Origin of the sequence: uncultured Acetatifactor sp., assembly GCF_948601915.1 — a bacterium.
Classification (GTDB): Bacteria; Bacillota; Clostridia; order Lachnospirales; family Lachnospiraceae; genus Acetatifactor.
In genome coordinates this window covers 10,853-33,624 of the sequence record NZ_CAPDXS010000044.1, presented here as the reverse complement: position 1 = coordinate 33,624, position 22,772 = coordinate 10,853, and the positions used below count along the sequence as shown (strand labels likewise).

Genomic DNA, 22,772 nt, shown 5'->3' with positions numbered 1-22,772 from the left:
AGAATAAGAGCACCGCAGAGAATAAGAGCGCCGCAGAGAATAAGAGCACCGCAGAGAATAAGAGCGCCGCAGAGAATAAGAGCACCGCAGAGAATAAGAGCGCCGCAGAGAATAAGAGCACCGCAGAAAAGAAGAGGACTGCGGAAAAGAAGAGCGCCGCAGGGAAGAAGGGCATAGCGGAGAAGAAGAGCGCCGGGAAAAAGAAGGCTGTCGCCGGATAGACAGGAGGAATGGGCGATGGGATGGAGGAATAGCCCTCCGCGGGAGGAACGCCTCCCGTGGAAGCTGTTTGGGGTATTGCTGGCCGTAGGCCTGCCGCTTGCATCCTGCGGAATCATGCCGGAGGAGGAAGAGCTTCCTGCCGCTCCTGTGATTCGCTCCTATGAGGCGGAGGAGTACCAGCAGACCACGGTCATGCGGGGCGATATGGTTTTGACCAAACGGGTCAAATGCACCTACGCATCAGCCAGACAGGAGAAATACAGCTTCTCCCTGGGCGGCCTGTACATAGACAAGGTGTATGTCAGCGAGGGACAGCAGGTGGAGAAAGGGACCCTGCTGGCGCAGTTGGAACAGGGAGACCTGCCCCGGCAGATTTCCGACGGGGAATACGCGCTGCGGGCGCTGCAGGTCAGCCGCTCCTATCTGCCGGAATACCAGAGGCTGGAGAGGGAGAGGAAGGATGCCCTCATAGCGGATATGGAATATCAGATAAAGGACCGGATGGCATGGTCGAAAAATGACCAGACAGAGGAAGAGAAGGCAGCGTATATAGACCAGGCAAACGCAATCCTGCTGCAGCAGATAGAGCTGGAAAAGCAGAGGGACGCCGCTGTGGAAGCCGACGCAAGGAAGCTGCAGGAGGCGGACGACGCCATCTACATCGCGGGCTTACGGTTGCAGGAGCTGAGGGAAGAGCTGCAGGAGCGGCGGATTTACGCGGACATCAACGGAACGGTCACATATCTTCAGAAGACGAAAGAGGGCGACCGCTCCGTGAAGGGAAAGGTCTTCGTCATCCTTGCCGACCTGGACACGGTGGTGTTCACCGTAAAGGGGGAGGACGCGCGGTATTTTCCGGTGGGCACCCAGACCACGGTCCTCTGCGGAAAAAAAGAATTCCCCGTCCGGGCAGTGGAGCCGTCGGAGCTTGGGCTGCCGCAGCAGCAGGAGGGGGATGAGCCCATGGCCTATCTGCAGCTTCTCCAGCCCGATCCCACCCTGGAAAACGGGGAGTCCGGAACCGTTCAGGTCACGCTGGACCAGAGGGAGGACGTGCTGTACGTGAACAAGGAGGCCATAAAGGCGGCGGAGGGAGCCCAATTCGTCTATATGCTGGACGAGAACGGACTGAAGGTTCTGCGGGAAGTCGTCACAGGCCTGGAGAGCGATGACTACATAGAAGTCGTCAGCGGGCTTGCGGAGGGCGACAGCGTCATCGTAAACTAGTGCGCCGGTACACGAATTCCCGAGCACTGATTGCTAGGGATTCATGTATCGGGGTACTAAACCGGCCCCGCACGGAAACGGAGGCGGCATGAAAACGAATCTATTCGTTAGGAAGAATGTGGGATGAAGAGAAAAGCGGCACTGCTGACGGCACTGCTCCTCTCCGTAGGGCTGGCCGGATGCGGAACAGAGAAGGATTCTTCCATGGAGGCGCCAGAACTCCTGGAACCGGTGGATGTAAAGATGGACATAGCCACGGCCCGGACAGGGGATATCTATCAACTGTCTGCCTATAACGGTGAGGTGGTTCCCTATACGGAGGGACTTTCCTTTACCGTGGACGGCTATCTGGAAGCAATCAATGTCATGATGGGCGACATGGTGCAGGAGGGGGACGTCCTCGCCGTTTTGAGCGAGGAGCATATCGCGGAACAGATAGAGAGCCTGGAGGATGAGATAGACGACCTGGTCACAATGGGGGAGTTCAGCGACAGACAGGCCGCCGCGGACATCGAGATTGCCCGGGAGGAGCTGGAGATGCTGCATGAGGCCGGAACCTTCGGATATACGGGCGGAGTCAAGGAGCTGGAGATTCGTAAGCTGGAACTGGAGCTGGAGGAGGCAAGGCAGCTGCGGGGCCTGGAACTGCAGAAAAAGCAGGAGGCCCTGCGGGCGCTTCAGGATAAAGTGGGGAAAAATGAGATTACGGCCCCTTTCAGCGGAAGAATCGTCTATGTCAGCGATGGGAAAAAAGGGGATGCGGTGCTTGGCTATACCCCTGTAATCTACATGGCGGACGACAGCCGCCTGGGCCTGACTGCGGAGTATGTCTCGGAATCAGCCATAAACAGCGCGGACAGAGTCTGCGCGAAGATTATGGAGAAAGAATATGAAATCAGCTACATTCCCTATGAGAACAGCGAACTGGTGAAGATGGCCCTGGCAGGTGAGGAGATGAAAGCGCGGTTTTCCCTTGAGACCGAGGATACGGCGCTCTGCGCGGGCCAGTTCGCCGTGATCATGGTCTATCAGCTCTACAGGGAGGATGTGCTGACCATTCCCATAAATGCGCTGTACAGGGATGGGAGCGGGCAATATGTCTACAGGCAGGTGGACGGCGCCCGGGTGCGGTGTGATGTGAAAGCAGGTCTGACCACGGATACGAAAGCGGAGATCCTGGAGGGACTTGAGGAAGGAGATATGGTCTATGTCCAGGATTAGAGCGTTTGGGCCTGCGCTGCTGCTTCTGGCGGCCGCCGTCCTCGGCGGATGCGGCGAAAGCGCACAGGAGGAGCCTGTTTACGACGGGGATCTCCTGGCCCCGGAACAGGCGAATTACGAGACCGTGCAGGCGGAGAGCGGAGCGTATATAAAGACCGTGGGCGGATCCATGCGCATGTACTATCCGGTTACCGCCGAGCTTCGGTGGGAGGAGGACAACGCCCGGTTCCGGGAGATTCTGGTGAGGAAAGGGCAGGAGGTGAAACAGGGCGACAGCCTGGCCACCTTCGATATCGATGTGAGCAGGGCGGACAGGGAGGCGCTGGCGCTGTCCCTTGCCAGAGCAATCGAAGATGCGGAGCTGGGGAAGCAGGAGCGCCTGACGGCCATAGAGGAGGCCAAAAAGAAGCTGCAGGAGCTGAACGGGCGCGAGCTGAACATCGCCCGGCTGCGGGTGGGAAAAGCGGAGACGGAATATGAGCAGTTCGTCTACCAGTCGGAGAGGGAGATTGCCCGACTGCGGGAGAGCCTGGAGGAGATTGACCAGGAGATTGCCGACGATACATTGTTCGCTCCTTTTGACGGTGTGATCGACACCATCGCCACCTATAACCCGGGGGATCCGGCGACGAAAGATATTGTTGTAGTCTCCATGCATTCCACGGAGAGCTTCTATCTTGTGGCCGATGATGCCAGCGGCAGGCTGCGCTACAATGCGGAGGTCACCGTGGAGGCGGGAAAGCGCAACGACAGGAAAACCTATGAGGGCAGGGTCGTGGCGGCGCCCTCGATTCTGCCCTCATCGGTGCCCCAGGGCATGGCTTTGGTGGAGCTCTACGGCGATATTCCGGTGGAGGCGCTGGAGGGGAACCTGCAGTACCAGTTCAATGTGGAGGAGCTGCAGGATGTGCTCCTGGTGGATTGGAGGGCCGTGGATTCCGAAAACGGGAAGAGCTATGTCTATGTGTTGGAGGATGACATGGTGCAGAAGCGGTATGTGGCCCCCGGCCTGAACAACAGGGAGAAGGTATGGATTCTGGACGGTCTTCATGAGGGGCAGACCGTGATAGCGGATTAGGGGGCGGCACAATGTTGAATTTTGTCTTCCGCAAGATTGAGAGCAAGAAATGGATGGTCATAAGCCTTCTGGTGGGCAATCTGCTGATGATAGCCATCGCCGCGGCCAGCCCCATGTACTCCCAGGCAGTCCTGCAGAGGACCCTGACCAGGAGCCTGAGCAGCTATTATGTGGAGCGCAGCGCCTATCCCGGCCTGATAATCGTGCGGGGGGCCTATGCCGCCGCAGGGGGCCGAAAGGAAGCCGATTTCGAGAAAATCGGCCAAGCGGCCCGGATGGTGGAGGAACTGACGGCGGAGCTGGACGTGCCCGCGGTCTTCATGGTGACCCAGTATTATAAGGGCAATGTGAAAGCCGCCCATGAGGTGGCGGTGGACGGCAGGAAAAATGAGCTGACTTTGAGGATAGCGGCCTTTACGGATCAGAAGGAGCACTTAAGCATCGTCAACGGAGACATGTGCGCGGGGGAGCTGGACGGCAACACCTTTGACGTCATGGTCAACGAGAGGACTTTTGTGGATCAGAACCTCATGCTGGGCGAGGTGCTGGATCTTTCGCTGAAGGACGCGTCGGGGGAGCCCTACCGGATCCGGATAGCGGGAATCTTCGAGAACAGGGAGCCCCAGGATATCTACTGGGTGGCGGAGCCAACGGCCTGGCGGGATGTCTGCCTGATGGACGAGGGGCTGTTCCGGGAGCTCTTCGCCAATGAGGAACGGCTGGACATGGGCTTCAACGCGGAATGGTACGCGTCCCTGGATTACCTTGCCATGCGTGGGGACCAGGTGGAGCGTTACCTCGGCGTGCTGGAGCGGTATCTGAAGGCCTTCGAGGAGATGGGCTATAAAAGCAATGCCGTCTATTTTAAATCCACCATGGAAAACTTCGTGCTGCAGGCGCAGAAGCTCAATGCCACCATACTGATCCTGCAGATGCCGATTTTCGTCCTTCTGGCCGCCTTCATCTTCATGGTGTCCAGGCAGATGCTGGAGATGGAGCAGAACGAAATCGCGGTCTACAAGAGCAGGGGCGCGGACAAAGGACAAATCGTGCTGGTGTACCTGCTGCAGAGCCTGATCATCTCCGTGCTGGGGCTGGCGGGAGGGATTCCGCTGGGCGTGCTGATGTGCAGGCTCCTGGGAGCGTCCAACTCTTTTCTGGAGTTCGTGAAAAGGGCGGCCCTGCCTGTGGAGATCGGGGCCAAGGTATGGATGGCCGCCGGGGCGGCAGCGGCCTTCAGCATCTGTACCATGGTGCTGCCGGTTATCCGGTTCGCCAATGTGAACATTGTGGCCCATAAGCGCGGGAAGAACCGGAAGTCCAGGAACCCCTGGTGGCAGAAGGGCTTCCTGGATGTGATTTTGCTGGGAGTGTCCCTGTACGGCCTGTACCAGTATTATGAGCAGAAGGAATATCTGGCCCAGAAGGTCCTGGAGGGAGCGTCCCTGGATCCGCTCCTGTACTTCTGTTCCTCCCTGTTCATGGTGGGGGCTGGGCTCTTTGTCCTTCGGATCTTCCCGCTGCTGGTGCGGCTGATATTCCTCATCGGGAAAATGTGGTGGCCCACTTCCCTCTATGCCTCTTTCCTGCGGATCATCCGGACGAAGAGCAATCAGGGCTTCCTGATGGTGTTCCTGATCCTGACGCTGTCCATGGGAATCTTCAACGCCCAGGCGGCGCGGACGATCAATGCCAATGCGGAGGAGCGGATCCGCTATGCAGACGGGGCCGACCTGGTGCTGCAGGAGGTCTGGAAGGACAACAGCGCCATGCTGAACAACATGGCAGGAGCGCCGGGCGGCGCAGGGCAGACCCAGGCGGAGCTGACCTACGAAGAGCCGGATTTCGGGAAATACCAGACCATGGAGGGCATAGAGAGCCTGACGAAGGTGTTCATCGATAAAAAGGTGAACGTATCCGTGGAGGGCGGAAAAGTCAGCAACGCCATGCTCATGGGCATCCATACCAGGGAATTCGGGGAGACGGCCTGGTTCAAGGAATCGCTCTTATCCGTCCACTGGTATGAATATCTGAACGCCATCTCCCAGAATGCAAGGGCCATTCTGGTGTCCTCCAATTTCCGGCAGAAGTACGGCTATGAGGTGGGGGATGTGCTGACCTACATCAACGGAAGCGGCGACGCCATGAGGGGCATCATCTACGGATTCGTGGACTACTGGCCCTGCTATTCGCCTGTCACCAGGGTGAAGGGCAGCGACGGCCTGTATACGGAGAAGGACAATTTCCTCATCGTGGCGCATCTGTCCCAGCTGCAGTCCTCCTGGGGGGTATCCCCTTACCAGGTCTGGATAAAGACGGAGGATTCGTCGCAGTTCATCTATGATTACGCGGAGGAGTCCGGAACACAATATGCCCTCTTCCAGGATGCCGTGGCGGAGCTGATCGAGCTGAAGAACGACCCGATCTTCCAGGGGACCAACGGCATCCTGACCATCGGATTCATCTGCGTGCTGCTGCTTTGCATCACGGGCTTCCTGATCTACTGGATTCTGTCCATACAGTCCAGGACGCTGCAGTTCGGCATCTTCCGCGCCATGGGCATGTCCATGGGAGAGATATTGACCATGCTGGTCAACGAGCAGCTCTTCATCACGGGAGTGTCCATCGCGGCAGGAATCCTGGTGGGCATCCTGACATCCAGGCTGTTCATCCCGCTGATTCAGATAGCCTATACCTCGGCGGATCAGATGATACCTCTGGAAATCGTGAGCGCCAGGGGCGACTATGTGCGGCTCTTTGCCATAATTGGGCTGGCGATACTGATCTGCATGCTCATTCTGGGCTGGCTGATTTCGAAGATCAAGATATCCCAGGCGCTGAAGCTGGGAGAGGACTAGCATATGGAGAAGACTGGCATATGGAAGAGAGGCGTTCCATGGAGAAGATTATTTCGGCAAAGGGGGTCAGAAAGGGCTTCCCTGTGGCGGGAGGCGATACGTTCTGGGCCCTGAAGGGGCTGGATCTGGAGATCGCCAGGGGACAACTGGCCATCCTGAAAGGAAGGTCAGGCTCGGGGAAGACCACACTGATGAATATCCTGAGCGCCCTGGATTACCCTTCGGAAGGGGAGGTATTCCTCCAGGGCAGCAACATCGTGGAGATGAGCGAGAAGGAGCGGGGGCTTCTGCGGCGCAGGAAGATAGGCTTCGTGTTCCAGTCCGTGGCCCTGGTGCCTATGATGACCGCTTATGAGAACGTGGAATTCGCCCTGCGGCTGGCTAAGTACAAGGGCAGCCGCAGGGAACGGGTGGAGGAGTGCCTGAAGATGGTGGGGCTGGGCAGCAGGCTGGCGCATCTGCCCCAGGAGCTTTCCGGCGGAGAGCAGCAGCGGGTGGCCATCGCCAGGGCCATTGCCCACAGGCCGGAAGTCCTGTTCGCGGATGAGCCCACGGCGGAGCTGGACACCAACACGGGCCTGCAGGTGGTGAAGATATTCAAGGAGCTGGCGGCTTCGGAGGGCGTGACGATCGTCATGACCACCCATGACACGGGGCTGATGGAAATCGGGGACGTGGTCTACCAGTTGGAGGACGGTGAGTTTGTTGGGTGAGGATATCATTATCTGTGAGAATCTGGTGAAAATCTATAAGACCAAGGACCTGGAAGTCCTGGCCCTCCAGGGGCTGGAGCTCAATATCGCCGCCGGGGAGCTGATGGCCATCATCGGCAACAGCGGCAGCGGCAAGTCCACCTTCCTGAACATGGTGGGAGGCCTGGACCGTCCTTCTGCCGGCAAGCTCACCGTGGACGGCAAGAACCTGTTCAAATTAAATGAAAGGGAACTGGTGGAATATAAACGGAATACCGTGGGCTTTGTGTGGCAGAATAATGCAAGGAACCTGCTTCCCTACCTCAGTGCCTGCCAGAATGTGCAGATGCCCATGCGGTTCACCGGCGGGAAGAATGAGAGGCAGCGCAGGGAGCGTGCCCTGGAGCTGCTGGAGATGGTGGGCATGGGCCATAAAAAGGACAGCCGCCTGAACCAGCTCTCCGGCGGGGAGCAGCAGCGTATCGCCATCGCCATCGCCCTGGCCAACGATCCGAGGATCCTGCTGGCGGACGAGCCCACTGGTTCCGTGGATACGAAGACAGGCAACTATATCCTGGATGTGTTCCGGGACCTGAACAAGAACCTGGGGCTGACGATCGTCATCGTGACCCACGACCGGATGCTGTCCAAGAAGGTGAGCAGGGTGGTGGCCATCCGGGACGGGAAGACCAGCAGCGAGATGATCGTGAAGCAGAGCTATGCGGACAGGCTGGATTCCATCGGCATGTTCGAGGAGGCCCACGATGAGTATGCCGTGCTGGACAAGGCCGGGCGGGTCCAGATCCCCAGGGAATTCCTGGAGAGCCTGGGCGTCTCGGGGAACAAGGTGCGCATGGAGATGGAAGACGGAAAGATAGTCATCAGTGCCCCCGAGGAGGAGCCGGATAAAGAACCGGCAGGCGACGGGACGGGGAGACAGCGGGCGAAGCAGGGGCGGATTCGGGGCACGAAGGAGAAGGCCGCCCCGCCGGGCGGGAAGGAACCGGAAGAGGGAGCGTAAACGGACAGCCGGATGTTCTGCGGCAGACCGGGAAGAGGCATGGGAAAGGATGATGGATTCATGACGATACATTATGGATTGGCGGCAGCCACTGGCAGCATCATGGAGGGCGTGGAGGAGCAGATACGGAAAGGAGCGGTTCAGGAATTCCTGGGCACGCTTCCGGAGAAGGCCCTGAACCTGGGGCTGCGCATCCTGCTGGCTGCGCTGTTTTTCCTGATAGGAGTAAAAGTAATTAAGTTAATACGAAAAATCGTTAAAAAACCCATGGAGCGGGCGGGCGCAGAGCTGGGGGTGATACAGTTCGTGGATTCCTTTGTCAAGGCCACCCTGTACGTGGTGCTTGTCATGGGGCTGGCGTCCTCCTTCGGGCTGGACGCGGCCAGCGTGGTGGCCGTGCTGGGCTCCGCCGGCGTGGCCATCGGCCTGGCGGTCCAGGGCAGCCTGTCCAATCTGGCGGGAGGGGTGCTGATACTGGCCCTGAAGCCCTTCCGGGTGGGAGACTACATCAAGGAGAGCTATTCCAACCAGGAGGGCACGGTGACGGAGATCCAGATTTTCTACACCAAGCTCCTGACCCCGGACAACCAGACCGTCATCCTGCCCAACGGCAACCTGGCCAACAACAGCCTGGTGAACATCACCATGCAGGAGGTACGGCGGATGGACGTGACGGTGGGGATTTCTTACCATGCTGATCTGAAGAGGGCCAAGGCTGTGCTGATGGGGATACTGGAGGAGGACGAGGCGGTGCTGAAGGACCGGGACATGCTGGTCTTCGTGTCCGAGCTGGGCAGCTCCTCCGTGGTGCTGGGGGTGCGGTGCTGGTTTAGGCAGGAGGATTTCTGGCAGGGCAAGTGGCGCGTCACGGAGGAGTGCAAGCTGAGGTTGGATGCGTGCGGGATCGAGATTGCGTATGACCAGTTGGATGTGCATATTGACGGGAAATTAGGATAGAATAGTGCGGAAAACCATAAAATTTGTAAAAAGCAAAAAAACAGTTGCAAAATACGGGAAAAGCTTGTATAATAATATTCGGTTCTGCGGAACAGGCTTCTGTGGCTCAGTTGGTAGAGCGATTGATTCGTAATCAATAGATCACGGGTTCGAGTCCCGTCAGAAGCTTTTATGAGTAAAATGCTGGTCGGAGGTATTTTTAATGACAGATAAGGAAAGGCAAGATACCAAGATGGCTACCTTGTATGAGCTCCGCCTGATATTTGCGAATGGTGAGAAGAGCGAGTATACAAAAGAGGAAATAGTGGAGCTGTTGGATAAAATAGCGATGGCGAAAGACCAACAGTGATGCGTTCATATGATTTTATGTAAGGCCAAAGCAATAGCTTGTGGCCTTTTTTCGTCTACGGTCACATCTTGAACCGTATCCGAATCTGGTGCTCGATGGCTTGGATGGACTTGTAGAAGCCCAGGGCGATGACGCACAGCACGATGATGCTGGTGATCACCATGTCCAGCTGGAACACCTGGGAGCCGTATATGATCAGATACCCAAGCCCCCGCCTGGCCGCCAGGAACTCCCCGATGATGACCCCCACCAGCGCCAGCCCGATGTTCACCTTGGCGGTGCTGAGCAGGATGGGCACGGAGCCCGGCAGCACCACCTTCAGGAAAGCGTCCCGCCTTGTGCCCCCCAGAGTGTAGATCAGCGTGATCTTCTCATTGTCCACCTGCTGGAACCCCGTGTAGAAGCTGATGATGGAGCCGAAGACCGCCACGGACATGCCGGCCACGATGATGGTCCGGGTGCCGGTGCCCAGCCAGACGATGAACAGCGGCGCCAGGGCCGATTTCGGCAGGCTGTTGAGCACCACCAGGTAGGGCTCCAGTATCTCGGACAGCTTCCTGGAGTGCCACAGCAGCGTGGACATCAGGAGGCTGAACGCGATCACCAGCAGGAAGCTCAGCACCGTCTCCAGCAGCGTCACGCCGATGTGGGAGAGCATGGCATTGTGCCTGATCTGGTCCACGAAGCAGCGCGCCACGCGGCTGGGGCTGGAGAAGAAGAAGCTGTCGATCCACTTCTGATTGGCGCTGATCTCCCACAGGACGATAAACAGGACGAAGATGAGCGTGCGCCAGGAAGCGATTTCATGGTGGTGCCTTCTGTGCTTTCGGATGAACTCCTCCTGCCTGGTCAATTCGGGGGAAGCCTTTTTCCTTTTTCCGGAATCCGTTGTCAGTTCAGCTTTCATGTGTCAGATCCTCCCATAGCATATTGAAATACTGCTGGAACTCGGGAGCGTTCCTCGCGGCCAGCGGCGAATCGTCCGCCAGCGTCAGATGTACGCTTACCTCATTTTTGACCACGGCCGGACGGCCGGACAGGACGATGATTCTGTCAGCCAGGCTGATGGCTTCCGACAGGTCGTGGGTGATGATGACCATGGTCTTCCCCGCAGCCCGGATCAGCCTGCAGATATCCGCGGACACGAAAAGCCTGGTCTGATAGTCCAGGGCGCTGAAGGGCTCATCCAGCAGGAGGAGCTGGGGCTCCAGAGCCAGCGTCCGTATAAGTGCCGCCCTCTGCTTCATGCCGCCGGACAGCTCGTCAGGGCGCTTATCCCTGAATTTGTCCAGCCCGTAGTCCTTCAGGAGCCGGTCTACCGCCTCCAGGCGTTCCGGCGTCATTTTATGGTTCAATTCAAGCCCTAAGGTCACGTTCCTGTAGACAGTGCGCCACTCGAACAGGTGGTCCCGCTGGAGCATGTAGCCTATCTTCGGATAGTGCAGGGAGCCGTCGGGATTGTTCACCACGATTGTCCCTTCCTCCGGGGACAGGAGCCCTGCGATGATGGACAGCAGCGTGGACTTGCCGCAGCCGCTGGGCCCCACGATGGCGATGAACTCCCCCTCTCTGACGCCGAAGGAGATGTCCTGCAGCGCTTTCGTCTCCCCGTGGAGACTGTGGTAGGAATAGCCGATGTTCTTCAGTTCCAGGATATTCTGCATATGTGCCATTCCCGTTTGCCTTTTTCCTATATCATATGAAGGACGGCGGGCAGGGGTTCTAGGACTGCCTGTCCGAAATGGCGAAAGGCCCCATGGGAATCCTGAAAGACAGCGCCGATTCGCGGCATGTTTTGCCCCGGCCGCATTGCCCCAGCCGGAATTGTGAAAAAACCAGGCTTGCTATAATCAAATATGCGTGATAGAATGGATACTACACGTCACAGATTTGTAGATTCTGGCGGTCTTTGGTATAAAAATGCGGTTTTACGGTTCAATGAGACAAAAGCGGGAGGAAGATATGGCACAATTATGGGGCGGGCGCTTTACAAAGGAGACAGACAGGCTGGTCTACGACTTCAATGCGTCCATAGGCTTTGACAGGCGTCTTTTCCATGAGGACATTGAGGGCAGCATGGCCCATGTGACCATGCTGGCGAAGCAGGGGATACTGACGGAAGGGGAGCGGGACGAGATCCTGGAGGGATTGACGGGAATCCGGCAGGATGTGGACGCCGGGACGATTGAAATCGATGAAGGCTGCGAGGACATCCACAGCTTCGCGGAGGCGGAGCTGATTCGCCGCATCGGCGACACGGGCAAGAAGCTGCATACCGGCAGGAGCCGCAACGACCAGGTGGCTTTGGACATGCGGCTCTACACCAGGAAGCATGTGGCGGAGGTGGACGGACTGCTGAAAGACCTCCTGGCCGTGATTTTGGCCGCGATGGAGGAGAATATCGGGACCTACATGCCCGGCTTCACCCATCTCCAGAAGGCCCAGCCCACCACGCTGGCCCACCACTACGGCGCATACTTTGAAATGTTCAGGCGGGACAGGCAGCGCATGGCGGACATCTATGAGAGGATGAACTATTGTCCCTTGGGGGCAGGGGCCCTGGCGGGCACTACATATCCGCTGGACAGGGATTACACGGCCTCCCTGCTGGGATTCGCCGGGCCTACCCTGAACAGCATGGACTCCGTGTCCGACAGGGATTACCTGATAGAATTCCTGGCGGCCCTGTCCACGGTGATGATGCACTTAAGCCGCTTCAGCGAGGAGATCATCATCTGGAATTCCAACGAATACCAGTTCGTGGAGATAGACGATGCCTATTCCACCGGCAGCAGCATCATGCCCCAGAAGAAGAATCCCGACATCGCGGAGCTGGTGCGGGGCAAGACAGGGCGGGTCTACGGGGCGCTGATGTCCCTGCTGACCACCATGAAGGGCATCCCCCTGGCCTATAACAAGGACATGCAGGAGGACAAGGAGCTGACCTTCGATGCCATAGACACGGTGGAGGACTGCCTGGCCTTGTTCACCGGCATGCTGCGCACCATGCGGTTCCGGAAAGAGCGCATGGCGGAGAGCGCCATGAACGGCTTCACCAACGCCACGGACGCTGCGGACTATCTGGTGGGGAAGGGCGTGCCCTTCCGGGATGCCCACGGCATCATCGGCAGGCTGGTGCTGTACTGTGTGGATAAGGGAAGCTCCATCGACAGATTGTCCCTGGAGGAGCTGCAGAGGATCAGCGATAAATTCGAGGCCGACATCTATGACGCGATTTCCCTTAAGACCTGCGTGGAAAAGCGCCTGACCATCGGCGGGCCTGGGCCGGAGGCCATGAGGACAGTCATAGAAAAACAGAAAAGCTATCTGGCAGAGGAATCGCTGGCAGAGCGGAATAAAACAGAATAAAACAGATTAGAGAGGAAAGATTTCCGAAAATAGAGGAGGAGAAGATAATGAGCGAAAAGTTGAGAGTAGGCATCCTGGGCGGCACAGGCATGGTGGGGCAGCGTTTCATCGCCCTGCTGGAGGACCACCCCTGGTTCGAAGTGACCACCATAGCGGCGAGCCCCCGCTCCGCAGGCAGAACCTATGAGGAGGCCGTGGAGGGCAGGTGGAAGATGGATACCCCCATGCCGGAAGCCTTGAAGAAGCTGGTGGTCATGAATGTCAACGAGGTGGAGGCAGTGGCCTCCCAGGTGGATTTCGTATTCAGCGCCGTGGACATGTCCAAGGACGAGATCAGGAAGATAGAGGAAGACTATGCCAGGACGGAGACCCCCGTGGTCTCCAACAACAGCGCCCACAGATGGACCCCTGACGTACCCATGATGGTGCCGGAGATCAATCCGGAGCACATGGAGGTCATCGAGGCCCAGCGGAAGCGCCTCGGCACCCGGCGCGGCTTCGTGGCGGTAAAGCCCAACTGCTCCATCCAGAGCTATGCCCCCGTGCTGACCGCCTGGAAGGAGTTCGAGCCGGTGGAGGTGGTGGCCACCACTTACCAGGCGATTTCCGGCGCGGGCAAGACCTTCCAGGACTGGCCGGAGATGGTGGGGAATGTGATTCCCTACATCGGCGGCGAGGAGGAGAAGAGCGAGAGGGAGCCCCTGCGCATCTGGGGTGAGGTGAGGGACGGCGCGATCGTGCCTGCAAATGGGCCTGTGATCACATGCCAGTGCATCCGCGTCCCCGTGCTGAACGGCCATACGGCGGCAGTCTTCGTGAAGTTCGCGAAGAAGCCCACAAAGGAACAGTTGATCGGGAAGCTGCGGGAGTTTTCCGGCGAGCCCCAGAGGCTCCGGCTTCCCAGCGCGCCGAAGCAGTTCATCCAGTACCTGGAGGAGGACAACCGGCCCCAGGTGGCCCTGGACGTGGACTTCGAGAAGGGCATGGGCGTCAGCGTGGGAAGGCTCCGGGAGGATACGGTCTATGATTATAAATTCGTCGGCCTGTCGCACAACACCGTCAGGGGCGCGGCAGGCGGCGCGGTGCTCTGTGCGGAGCTTTTGAAGGCCCACGGATATATTGAGAAGAAGTAAGGAAGACAGAGTGGGAAAGAGTTTATTTATTGCGGAGAAGCCCAGTGTGGCCAGGGAATTCGCAAACGCGCTGAAAGTGAATACCACATCCAGGGACGGCTATCTGGAATCGGCGGACACGATCATCACATGGTGCGTGGGCCATCTGGTCACCATGAGCTATCCGGACGCCTATGACGAGAAATTAAAGAGATGGAGCTTCGACACCATCCCCTTCCTTCCAGAAGAATATAAATATGAGGTCATCGAAAGCTCCAAAAAGCAATATACTATTGTGAGCTCCCTCATGAAGCGCCCAGATGTGACCACGATCTACGTGTGCACGGACTCCGGGCGGGAGGGGGAGTACATCTACCGGCTGGTGGAGCAGATGTCAGGCGTCAGGGGCAAGGAGCGGAAGCGGGTCTGGATCGACTCCCAGACAGAGGAGGAGATTCTGCGGGGCATCCGGGAGGCAAAGGACTTAAAGGAATACGACAACTTAAGCGCCGCCGCGTACCTGCGGGCCAAGGAGGATTACCTCATGGGCATCAACTTCTCCCGGGCCCTGACGTTGAAATACGGAAATGTGGTAAAAGATTACCTGAAACGCGACAGGGCCGTCATCTCGGTGGGCCGCGTCATGACCTGTGTGCTGGGCATCGTGGTGAACAGGGAGCGGGAGATCCGCAACTTTGTCAAGACGCCGTTCTACCGGGTGCTGGGAACCTTCAAGATACAGGACAGAAGCTTCCAAGGCGAGTGGCGGGCGGTAGGGGGCGAGGGTGTGGCTCCTCCGCCCTCCGCCTGGTACGCCTCCCCGAAGCTCTACAAGGAGAACGGCTTCAAGAAGGAGGAGGACGCGAAGGGCCTCATCGCCCATCTGGAGGGAGAGCCGGTGGGGGACATCCTGCTGGAGAGCATCAGCCGGAAGAAGGAGAACAGGAACCCGCCCCTGCTCTACAACCTGGCGGAGCTACAGAACGACTGTTCGAAGATGTTCAAAATCAGCCCGGACGAGACCCTGCGGATCGTGCAGGAGCTGTACGAGAAGAAGATGGTCACCTATCCCAGGACGGATGCCAGAGTCCTGTCCACGGCGGTGGCAAAGGAGATACATAAGAACATAGGAGGCCTGCGGGGATTTGGACCAGGCGCCGGTTTTGCCGCGGAGATCCTGAACAACGGAAGCTACAAGGGAATCGCCAAGACCAGGTACGTGAACGACAAGCAGATTACCGACCATTACGCCATCATACCCACAGGCCAGGGGCTGAACAATCTGAACAGCCTGCCGCCTCTTTCCGCCAAGGTCTATGAGGTGATTGTGCGCAGATTCTTGAGCATCTTTTACCCGCCTGCCGTATATCAGAAATTCGCCCTCTGCATCCGGGTGAAGGAAGAGCGGTTCTTTGCCAACTTCAAGGTGCTGATTGAGGAAGGGTATCTGAAGGTTGCGGTGAAAAAAGACAACGGCGGGGCGGCCGCGGACAGGGAGGCGGGCGCTTCGCCTGCAGGGGAGGACGGAAGCGGCAATGCCAAGAAGGCTGCGGATGGAGCCGGCACAGGGAAAGAGAACGGAACGGACTCCGGCAAAGGCGGCGGGAACACGGAGAACAATGAGACGGAGCTCAGGGGAGACGAGGCGTTCATAAAGCTTCTGAACGCCCTGAAAAAGGGCGATAAGCTGGCTGTGGACTCCTATGAAGTCAAGGAGGGCGAGACCTCGCCGCCCAAGCGCTACACCTCCGGCAGCATCATCCTCACCATGGAGAACGCCGGGCAGTTCATCGAGGACGAGGAGCTGCGGGCCCAGATCAAGGGCAGCGGCATCGGCACCAGCGCCACCAGGGCGGAGATCCTGAAGAAGCTGGTGAACATCGAATACCTGGCCCTGAACAAGAAGACGCAGGTGCTGACCCCCACCCTCATGGGAGAGATGATATACGATGTGGTGGGCAGCTCCATCAAGGCGCTGCTGGATCCGGCCCTGACTGCAAGCTGGGAGAAGGGACTGACACTGGTAGCCGACGGGGATATCACCTCCGGGGAATACATGGACAAGCTCAACGGCTTCGTGGGCCGCAGGACGGAGTACGTCAAGCAGCTGCGCAACCAGGGCGCTCTGTTCGCGCAGTTCCAGGCGGCTGCCACGAATTATCAATCCGCCGAGTCCGCGGGCAGGAGACAGACAAAGCAGCAGACGAAGGGCAGGTAAATGCCCTCCGCAGGCATGGGCACAGAGCGCCGAAAAGGCAAAGCAAGGGAGGAGTGACTTGAATTGAGCATCGAAATCACCGTTTCGGAATTGTATGATTTAAAGGAGACAATCGCAGCCGGACTGTTGGAAGGACTGACCTATCCATGGGAGGCGCTCCCGAAGATCCACGATTTCATCATTGACCTGGGCGAGAGCCTTCCAAAGGACATCTATGAAGAGCGGGGCGATTACATCTGGGTGGCGAAGAGCGCGAAGGTGGCCCCGACAGCCTGCCTGAACGGGCCGCTGATCGTGGACGAGGACGCGGAAATCCGCCACTGCGCTTTCGTGAGAGGCAACGCCATCGTGGGGAAGGGGGCCGTGGTGGGCAATTCCACGGAACTGAAGAACGTGATTCTCTTCAACAAGGTTCAGGTGCCCCATTACAATTACGTGGGGGACAGCATCCTGGGCTTCAAAGCCCATATGGGCGCAGGCTCCATCACCTCCAACGTGAAGAGTGACAAGACCCTGGTGGTGGTAAAGGGAGAGGGCATCTCCATCGAGACAGGCCTGAAGAAGATGGGGGCCATGCTTGGCGACAACGTGGAGGTGGGCTGCAACAGCGTCCTGAACCCCGGAACCGTCATCGGCCGGAACACGAACATCTACCCCGCATCCATGGTCAGGGGCGTGATACCCGCCGGGAGCATCTACAAAAAGGCCACGGAAATTGTCGGGAAGAGGGAATGATATTTTTAGAAGGATATTTTTTTACAAAAAATACTAGATTTTTTCCCGTAAGTATGAGAAAATGAAGGAAGAGATTATTATATGTCAATTTCCAAATTGATATGCAACAGGAAGTGCGCTTCTGCGGGCTTTCTGTTGTGATGAATAATAACTTACATAATTGAAAGGAGATTTCACATGATCTATTCAAAGGAAGTTGAAGAAATGTGCACAGTCGCTCAGGGTGTGCACCATGGCTGTGCGCCTATCCCTGAAGAAGCAAAGTGGGTGCAGGCGAAGAAGGTGGAAGACATTTCCGGTCTGACCCATGGCGTGGGCTGGTGTGCTCCCCAGCAGGGCGCATGCAAGCTGACCCTGAACGTGAAGGAGGGCATCATCCAGGAGGCTCTGGTGGAGACTATCGGCTGCTCCGGCATGACCCATTCCGCAGCTATGGCATCTGAGATTCTTCCCGGCCTGACTGTCATGGAAGCGCTGAATACCGACCTTGTATGTGATGCCATCAACACCGCCATGAGGGAGCTGTTCCTGCAGATCGTCTACGGACGTACCCAGAGCGCATTCTCCGAGGAAGGCCTTCCCATCGGCGCAGGCCTTGAGGATCTGGGCAAGGGGCTCAGGAGCCAGGTCGGTACTATGTACGGTACTTTGAAGAAGGGTCCCCGTTATCTGGAGATGGCGGAAGGCTATGTGACCGGCATCGCTCTGGACAAGAACGACGAGATCATCGGCTATGAGTTCGTGAGCCTTGGAAAGATGACCGATTTCATCAAGAAGGGCGACGACCCCAACACCGCCTACGAGAAGGCAAAGGGCCAGTACGGCCGCGTAGCCGACGCCGTGAAGGTCATCGATCCCAGAAAAGAGTGAGGCATGGCCGCCTAAGCCGTCATGCAATGCTTCTCAACGGACAGAACGGTTTGGGAAGCTTCCAGAAAAATAAGGAGGACAGGAAAAAATGGCTTTATTTGAATCATATGAAAGACGCATTGATAAAATCACGGAAGTACTGAAGGGCTACGGCATCTCCTCTATCGAAGAAGCGGAGAAGATCACCAAGGACGCAGGACTTGACGTATACGAGCAGGTGAAGAAGATCCAGCCCATCTGCTTCGAGAACGCATGCTGGGCTTACACCGTAGGCGCTGCCATCGCCATCAAGAAGGGCTGCCGCAAGGCTGCGGAAGCCGCCGCCGCCATCGGCGAGGGCCTTCAGGCATTCTGCATCCCCGGCTCCGTTGCGGATACCCGTAAGGTAGGCCTGGGCCACGGCAATCTGGGCAAGATGCTGCTGGAAGAGGATACCGACTGCTTCTGCTTCCTGGCAGGACATGAGTCCTTCGCCGCCGCAGAGGGCGCTATCGGTATCGCTGAGAAGGCCAACAAGGTACGCCAGAAGCCTCTGCGCGTCATCCTCAACGGCCTTGGAAAAGACGCCGCCAAGATCATCTCCCGTATCAACGGATTCACCTTCGTTGAGACCGAGTACGATCCTTACACCAACGAAGTAAAGGAAATCGAGAGAATCCCCTACTCCGAGGGGCTCCGCGCAAAGGTGAACTGCTACGGTTCCAACAGCGTTCCCGAGGGCGTGGCCATCATGTGGAAGGAGAACGTGGACGTATCCATCACCGGCAACTCCACCAACCCTACCAGGTTCCAGCATCCCGTAGCAGGTACATACAAGAAGGAGCGCACCGAGGCCGGCAAGAAATACTTCTCCGTTGCCTCCGGCGGCGGCACGGGACGTACCCTGCATCCCGACAACATGGCTGCAGGCCCCGCTTCCTACGGCTTCACGGATACATTGGGACGTATGCACTCTGACGCGCAGTTCGCAGGATCCTCCTCCGTTCCCGCGCATGTGGAGATGATGGGCCTCATCGGCATGGGCAACAACCCCATGGTAGGCGCTACCGTGGCTGTGGCTGTCTCGATCGAGGAAGCTGCCAAGGAAAATCGTTTCTAGGAAACGATTGCATGTTCTAAATATATCTTGTGGATTGAAAACGCCGGAAGGCTTGAAAGTACCGTAATCTCCAGGGGTTGCGGTACTTTTTCCATGTCAGGGAGGAAAACAGGAGTATCGGAAGGATGGAAATTTGTCAATAGAAAAACAGAAGAATTTCTGCTAAGAAACTAAAAATTTAAATTTTTACATATTATGTCTGGAAATTCAGCGCCCCCTATTGTATAATAAAGAATAGTGAACAATCCAATAGAACCTGGAACATAGAAGTGGAGAAGATGCGATGAGTAAAAAAATATGTCCTATATGTGGGTATCAGGATGACGGGAACGCGACGTACTGCAGGGAATGCGGCGCGAAGCTGACGGAACGCGCAGACGACGCCTGGTCTGCCTATGAGCAGAAGGGGCAGTACAGCAGTTATCAGGACAGCGGGCAGCAGGCATCCGGCGGGACAGGACAGCAGAACGCGCAGTACAGCAATTATCAGGACTATACGGCGAACATTCCCTATCAGCAGAGCGCAAACGACTTTGGCTCGGACAATACGGCCAATGGCCTACAGATTGCCGGGCTGGTGTGCGGCATCCTGGCCATATGCTCCTGCTGCTGTTACGGCGTTCCGGCTCTCATTTTCGGAATAGCGGGGCTCATCTGTGCCGTCATGGGCAATAAGCGCAGCAAGAACGGCGTGGGGACGGCCGGCATGGTGTGTTCTATCATAGGCCTGATTCTGGGGGCGATTGCAATCGTCTATTACGCCATGGTCATCAACCAGCTCATACAGATGAACTATTTCGACATGCTGCAGGATATGATGTAGACAGCCGGGATGGACAGAAAGAGGAAACTGGAGACGGAGTTGTTCTATATCGGGCTGATTTTCTTGGCGGCAGGAGCCGGCATATGGGCGGTATATCATTTCGCCCTGGGCGATACAGTGCCCAGGATGCCCTGTTTTTTCGACAAAGTTCTGGGCATCTATTGTCCGGGATGCGGCGGTACCAGGGCATTGACGGCGCTTGTCCACGGCAGGCTGCTGGAAGCGCTCTGGTATCATCCCCTCATCCCTTACCTTGCTGTAGTGGGCGGCGGCTTCATGCTGACGCAGGGGCTGGAACGGCTGGGTATCAGGCATGTGCGAGGCTGGCGATACCAGACCTGGTATCTGTACGCGGCCATAGGCCTGATTGTATTGAATTTTATCGTGAAGAATGTGCTCCGGCTGTTTTGGGGCATAATGATGTAGACATGCAGGATGCAAAGAGACAAAAGAGATGGAGGTAACGGAAATGGATAGAAAGGCAACAGGAATCGTGTCTTATCTGACGATTGTAGGGTGGTTCGTAGCGTATTTCGCAGGGGACAGGGATGGAGCGAAGTTCCATCTGAATCAGGGACTCGTGGTGCATCTGACATTCATCGTCCTCGCGATTATGGGACGTATCCCCATTATCGGATGGTTCGTATGGATTCTGAGGATCGTGGCGTTTTTCTGCGGTGTCCTGGGAGTCGTATACGCATTCCAGGATCAGGATAAAGAGATTCCCCTGCTGGGAATCATCAAGCTGCTGAAGTGATGCGAAGCAATCCGACGGCAGGGTCTGACAGCGGAACAAACAAAAAAGCCCACCGGTTCGCACCGATGGGCCTTTTCATCGTTCGATGGGCCTTTTCATCGTTCGATGGGCCTTTGCAATCATTCGATGAGCCTTTTCCATTGTCACTCAGTCTGGTATTCAATGGTCAGATCCGGATCCGTAGGCTCTTCTCCATGGAGGAAGGAGATGATGATCTGAATCCGCTTATAAGCCCTGGAATAGTTCTGCTTGGCATATTCCGCAGTGGACTCGTCATATTCATCGCCGCCATAAGCCTGGTGATAGTTCTTCACCGCTTCCGTCATATACTCGCTGGACTCGTCCGCCAGATTCTCCAGATAATCGAACTCGGCGGGAAAGTCGAGTTCCGCGAAGGTCCGGAAGGTATCGTCCAAATCGTCCAGATAGGAGAGCAGTTCGGTGGTGGCCTCCTCCGACTCCGCGTCAATGTGGTTGATGGAGCTGTCTATCTCGGAAATCCTGGTACAGAAGCTGTCGATGCTTTTTCGGAAACGGGTCAGTTCGGAATCCTCGCCGCAGGCTGTCAGTATGACAGCGGTGAAAAGCGCCGCGAAAACGATATGTAATTTCTTTTTCAATTGCCTTGACCTCCGTTTTCATGCCGTTCAAACAAAATACTATTAAAATCTACCACATTTTGCTGATTTCCGCAACAGTTTTGTATCACAAATTGGATAAATCCGCCCCTTTACGATTAAATTATGTCTATGGTATGATAAAGATTGAGATTTTTGAGAAGAGACGGCGCAGGGGAATCCGGCGGCGGAATTGAGGATGACATGACGAAAAAGGAATTTGACAGCATAGCGAAATCGTATCTATATCTGGATGGGGCTACAGGCTCCAACCTGGTCAGGGCGGGCATGCCCTCCGGCGTCTGTCCGGAGCAGTGGATCCTGGAGCATCCCCATGTGATGCTGGAGCTCCAGAGGCAGTATGTGGCGGCCGGTACGGACATCCTGTATGTGCCCACCTTTACGGCCAACAGGATAAAGCTGGCGGACTACGGGCTGGCAGGGCGGCTGGAGGAGATGGTGAGAGGCCTGGTGGCCATTTCCAGGCAGGCGGCTTCGGAGGCGGACAGGCCGGTGTACCTGGCCGGAGACCTGACCATGACAGGGCGGCAGCTGTCCCCGGTGGGGGATATGGAGCTGGAAGAGCTGATAGATGTCTATAAGCAGCAGATCAGGGCTTTGGCGGACGCAGGGGCAGACCTCCTGGTGGTGGAGACCATGATGAGCCTGGCGGAGGCCCGGGCGGCGCTGATCGCGGCAAAGGAGGTCTGCGACCTGCCGGTAATGGTGACCATGACTTTTGAGGCGGAGGGGAGGACCCTGTTCGGAACGGATCCCATGACCGCTGCCATCGTGCTGGAATCCCTGGGCGCCGCTGCTGTGGGGGCCAACTGCTCCACAGGCCCGGCCCAAATGAAGCAGGTGATCGCAGACATGGCTGCCTGCACAGGGATTCCCATCATCGCCAAGCCCAATGCGGGCCTGCCCCATCTGGAGGGAGGGCGTACCGATTATGACATGGACGCGGACACCTTCGCGGAGGAGATGAAGCTTCTGGCCCAGGCCGGGGCCTCCGTCCTGGGGGGATGCTGCGGGACTACGCCGGAGTACATAAGGAAGCTTTGCGACACCTTCGGGAAAGGCCCCGCCCCCGAAAGGGCCGGCAGGAGAGAGGGCATCCGATACCTGGCCTCGGAGCGCCGGACGGTGGCCTTCGGTCTGGAGGGCAGCTTCCTGATTGTGGGGGAGCGCATCAATCCCACCGGGAAAAAGCTGCTGCAGGCCCAGTTGAGGGAGGGGAATTTCGATAAGGTGGTGCAGTTCGCGGAGGAGCAGGAGCAGTGCGGCGCGCAGATCCTGGACGTGAACATGGGCATGAGCGGCATCGACGAAAAGGAGACCATGCTGCGGGCATTGGAGGAGATAGGCGGCGTGTCCCATCTGCCCCTCTCCCTGGACTCCAGCCATGTGGAGGTGCTGGAGGCGGCGCTTCGGCATTACCCCGGCAGGGCCCTGGTGAACTCTGTGTCGCTGGAGGCGGAGAAATTCGAGAAGCTCCTGCCGATCGTAAAGAAATACGGTGCCATGTTCATCCTGCTGCCTCTCTC

The 22,772-nt window shown here is 57.3% G+C and carries 21 protein-coding genes, 1 tRNA gene and 1 pseudogene (1 of these 23 cut by a window edge); 20 read left to right on the top strand and 3 right to left on the bottom strand.

All coding sequences use genetic code 11. From position 1 onward, the window contains the following. The 10 genes from Q2B33_RS09620 to Q2B33_RS09575 all read left to right on the top strand — a co-directional run. Positions 1-221: hypothetical protein (locus Q2B33_RS09620; protein WP_330691366.1), on the top strand; the 221-nt coding region annotated here is incomplete at its 5' end. A gap of 16 nt (positions 222-237) precedes the next feature. Next, positions 238-1,449 carry an efflux RND transporter periplasmic adaptor subunit gene (locus Q2B33_RS09615; protein WP_296478160.1) on the top strand — a complete coding sequence of 404 codons (1,212 nt, stop codon included), beginning with the start codon at positions 238-240 and terminating at the stop codon, positions 1,447-1,449. A 123-nt stretch (positions 1,450-1,572) separates the two neighbouring features. Further along, a complete protein-coding gene (locus tag Q2B33_RS09610) occupies positions 1,573-2,670 on the top strand; it encodes an efflux RND transporter periplasmic adaptor subunit (protein ID WP_300571682.1) in 1,098 nt (365 codons plus the stop codon). Continuing rightward, positions 2,657-3,748: an efflux RND transporter periplasmic adaptor subunit gene (locus tag Q2B33_RS09605; RefSeq protein ID WP_300571680.1), complete on the top strand. Its 1,092-nt coding sequence runs from the start codon at positions 2,657-2,659 to the stop codon at positions 3,746-3,748. The genes Q2B33_RS09610 and Q2B33_RS09605 overlap by 14 nt, the downstream gene beginning before the upstream one ends. An 11-nt stretch (positions 3,749-3,759) precedes the next feature. Further along, entirely contained in the window at positions 3,760-6,606 is a 2,847-nt protein-coding gene (locus Q2B33_RS09600) for an ABC transporter permease (protein ID WP_300783048.1), read from the top strand. A gap of 38 nt (positions 6,607-6,644) precedes the next feature. Continuing rightward, positions 6,645-7,319 carry an ABC transporter ATP-binding protein gene (locus tag Q2B33_RS09595; RefSeq protein WP_300571690.1) on the top strand — a complete coding sequence of 225 codons (675 nt, stop codon included), beginning with the start codon at positions 6,645-6,647 and terminating at the stop codon, positions 7,317-7,319. Further along, positions 7,309-8,319 carry an ATP-binding cassette domain-containing protein gene (locus Q2B33_RS09590; protein WP_330684690.1) on the top strand — a complete coding sequence of 337 codons (1,011 nt, stop codon included), beginning with the start codon at positions 7,309-7,311 and terminating at the stop codon, positions 8,317-8,319. Before Q2B33_RS09595 ends, Q2B33_RS09590 begins: the two co-directional genes overlap by 11 nt. 39 nt (positions 8,320-8,358) lie before the next feature. Further along, positions 8,359-9,276: a mechanosensitive ion channel family protein gene (locus tag Q2B33_RS09585; RefSeq protein ID WP_300913966.1), complete on the top strand. Its 918-nt coding sequence runs from the start codon at positions 8,359-8,361 to the stop codon at positions 9,274-9,276. A gap of 95 nt (positions 9,277-9,371) precedes the next feature. After that, positions 9,372-9,444 (top strand) — tRNA-Thr (locus Q2B33_RS09580). Positions 9,445-9,478: 34 nt separating this feature from the next. Then, positions 9,479-9,625, top strand: coding sequence for a hypothetical protein (locus Q2B33_RS09575; RefSeq protein ID WP_300571674.1), 147 nt, complete (start codon positions 9,479-9,481; stop codon positions 9,623-9,625). 61 nt (positions 9,626-9,686) lie between these two features. Here the strand turns inward: Q2B33_RS09575 and Q2B33_RS09570 are convergent, their stop codons facing one another. Next, positions 9,687-10,532, bottom strand: a complete 846-nt coding sequence (locus Q2B33_RS09570; RefSeq protein ID WP_300571672.1) for an ABC transporter permease — start codon at positions 10,530-10,532, stop codon at positions 9,687-9,689. After that, positions 10,522-11,289, bottom strand: a complete 768-nt coding sequence (locus tag Q2B33_RS09565) for an ABC transporter ATP-binding protein (RefSeq protein WP_296458529.1) — start codon at positions 11,287-11,289, stop codon at positions 10,522-10,524. The genes Q2B33_RS09570 and Q2B33_RS09565 overlap by 11 nt, the downstream gene beginning before the upstream one ends. A gap of 298 nt (positions 11,290-11,587) precedes the next feature. Between Q2B33_RS09565 and argH the strand changes: the two genes are divergently transcribed. From argH to Q2B33_RS09520, 9 genes are all read left to right on the top strand, one after another. Continuing rightward, positions 11,588-12,994, top strand: a complete 1,407-nt coding sequence (gene argH / locus Q2B33_RS09560; protein ID WP_300571670.1) for an argininosuccinate lyase — start codon at positions 11,588-11,590, stop codon at positions 12,992-12,994. A gap of 47 nt (positions 12,995-13,041) precedes the next feature. After that, positions 13,042-14,127 carry an aspartate-semialdehyde dehydrogenase gene (asd, locus tag Q2B33_RS09555; protein ID WP_300571668.1) on the top strand — a complete coding sequence of 362 codons (1,086 nt, stop codon included), beginning with the start codon at positions 13,042-13,044 and terminating at the stop codon, positions 14,125-14,127. Positions 14,128-14,137: 10 nt separating this feature from the next. After that, complete coding sequence (locus Q2B33_RS09550) at positions 14,138-16,324, top strand: DNA topoisomerase (protein WP_300783044.1); 2,187 nt, start codon at positions 14,138-14,140, stop codon at positions 16,322-16,324. Positions 16,325-16,387: 63 nt separating this feature from the next. Beyond that, a complete protein-coding gene (locus Q2B33_RS09545; RefSeq protein ID WP_300783042.1) occupies positions 16,388-17,059 on the top strand; it encodes a UDP-N-acetylglucosamine pyrophosphorylase in 672 nt (223 codons plus the stop codon). 177 nt (positions 17,060-17,236) lie between these two features. After that, complete coding sequence (locus Q2B33_RS09540) at positions 17,237-17,929, top strand: iron-sulfur cluster assembly scaffold protein (protein ID WP_296458511.1); 693 nt, start codon at positions 17,237-17,239, stop codon at positions 17,927-17,929. 88 nt (positions 17,930-18,017) lie between these two features. After that, positions 18,018-19,028: a GGGtGRT protein gene (locus Q2B33_RS09535; RefSeq protein WP_300769891.1), complete on the top strand. Its 1,011-nt coding sequence runs from the start codon at positions 18,018-18,020 to the stop codon at positions 19,026-19,028. 283 nt (positions 19,029-19,311) lie between these two features. Beyond that, complete coding sequence (locus Q2B33_RS09530; RefSeq protein ID WP_300783040.1) at positions 19,312-19,851, top strand: DUF4190 domain-containing protein; 540 nt, start codon at positions 19,312-19,314, stop codon at positions 19,849-19,851. Between the two features lie 9 nt (positions 19,852-19,860). Next, on the top strand, positions 19,861-20,277 hold the full coding sequence (locus Q2B33_RS09525) for a DUF2752 domain-containing protein (protein ID WP_300571657.1): 417 nt from the start codon (positions 19,861-19,863) through the stop codon (positions 20,275-20,277). A 43-nt stretch (positions 20,278-20,320) separates the two neighbouring features. After that, positions 20,321-20,608 carry a hypothetical protein gene (locus Q2B33_RS09520; protein WP_296478552.1) on the top strand — a complete coding sequence of 96 codons (288 nt, stop codon included), beginning with the start codon at positions 20,321-20,323 and terminating at the stop codon, positions 20,606-20,608. 143 nt (positions 20,609-20,751) lie between these two features. On the opposite strand, the gene Q2B33_RS09515 is transcribed toward Q2B33_RS09520, so the two are convergent. Next, positions 20,752-21,228, bottom strand: coding sequence for a hypothetical protein (locus tag Q2B33_RS09515; RefSeq protein WP_296478554.1), 477 nt, complete (start codon positions 21,226-21,228; stop codon positions 20,752-20,754). Positions 21,229-21,429: 201 nt separating this feature from the next. Here Q2B33_RS09515 and Q2B33_RS24520 point away from each other — a divergent pair. Next, positions 21,430-22,772: pseudogene (locus Q2B33_RS24520) on the top strand (homocysteine S-methyltransferase family protein) (it continues 1,227 nt past the right edge of the window).

Coding starts and splice junctions, on each gene's coding strand:
- Q2B33_RS09585 (WP_300913966.1), top strand. CDS start 8,359: ATGGGAAAGGATGATGGATTCATGACGATACATTATGGATTGGCGGCA.
- Q2B33_RS09610 (WP_300571682.1), top strand. CDS start 1,573: ATGAAGAGAAAAGCGGCACTGCTGACGGCACTGCTCCTCTCCGTAGGG.
- argH (WP_300571670.1), top strand. CDS start 11,588: ATGGCACAATTATGGGGCGGGCGCTTTACAAAGGAGACAGACAGGCTG.
- Q2B33_RS09535 (WP_300769891.1), top strand. CDS start 18,018: ATGGCTTTATTTGAATCATATGAAAGACGCATTGATAAAATCACGGAA.
- Q2B33_RS09530 (WP_300783040.1), top strand. CDS start 19,312: ATGAGTAAAAAAATATGTCCTATATGTGGGTATCAGGATGACGGGAAC.
- asd (WP_300571668.1), top strand. CDS start 13,042: ATGAGCGAAAAGTTGAGAGTAGGCATCCTGGGCGGCACAGGCATGGTG.
- Q2B33_RS09525 (WP_300571657.1), top strand. CDS start 19,861: ATGGACAGAAAGAGGAAACTGGAGACGGAGTTGTTCTATATCGGGCTG.
- Q2B33_RS09605 (WP_300571680.1), top strand. CDS start 2,657: ATGTCCAGGATTAGAGCGTTTGGGCCTGCGCTGCTGCTTCTGGCGGCC.
- Q2B33_RS09540 (WP_296458511.1), top strand. CDS start 17,237: ATGATCTATTCAAAGGAAGTTGAAGAAATGTGCACAGTCGCTCAGGGT.
- Q2B33_RS09575 (WP_300571674.1), top strand. CDS start 9,479: ATGACAGATAAGGAAAGGCAAGATACCAAGATGGCTACCTTGTATGAG.
- Q2B33_RS09565 (WP_296458529.1), bottom strand. CDS start 11,289: ATGCAGAATATCCTGGAACTGAAGAACATCGGCTATTCCTACCACAGT.
- Q2B33_RS09595 (WP_300571690.1), top strand. CDS start 6,645: ATGGAGAAGATTATTTCGGCAAAGGGGGTCAGAAAGGGCTTCCCTGTG.
- Q2B33_RS09600 (WP_300783048.1), top strand. CDS start 3,760: ATGTTGAATTTTGTCTTCCGCAAGATTGAGAGCAAGAAATGGATGGTC.
- Q2B33_RS09520 (WP_296478552.1), top strand. CDS start 20,321: ATGGATAGAAAGGCAACAGGAATCGTGTCTTATCTGACGATTGTAGGG.
- Q2B33_RS09615 (WP_296478160.1), top strand. CDS start 238: ATGGGATGGAGGAATAGCCCTCCGCGGGAGGAACGCCTCCCGTGGAAG.
- Q2B33_RS09570 (WP_300571672.1), bottom strand. CDS start 10,532: ATGAAAGCTGAACTGACAACGGATTCCGGAAAAAGGAAAAAGGCTTCC.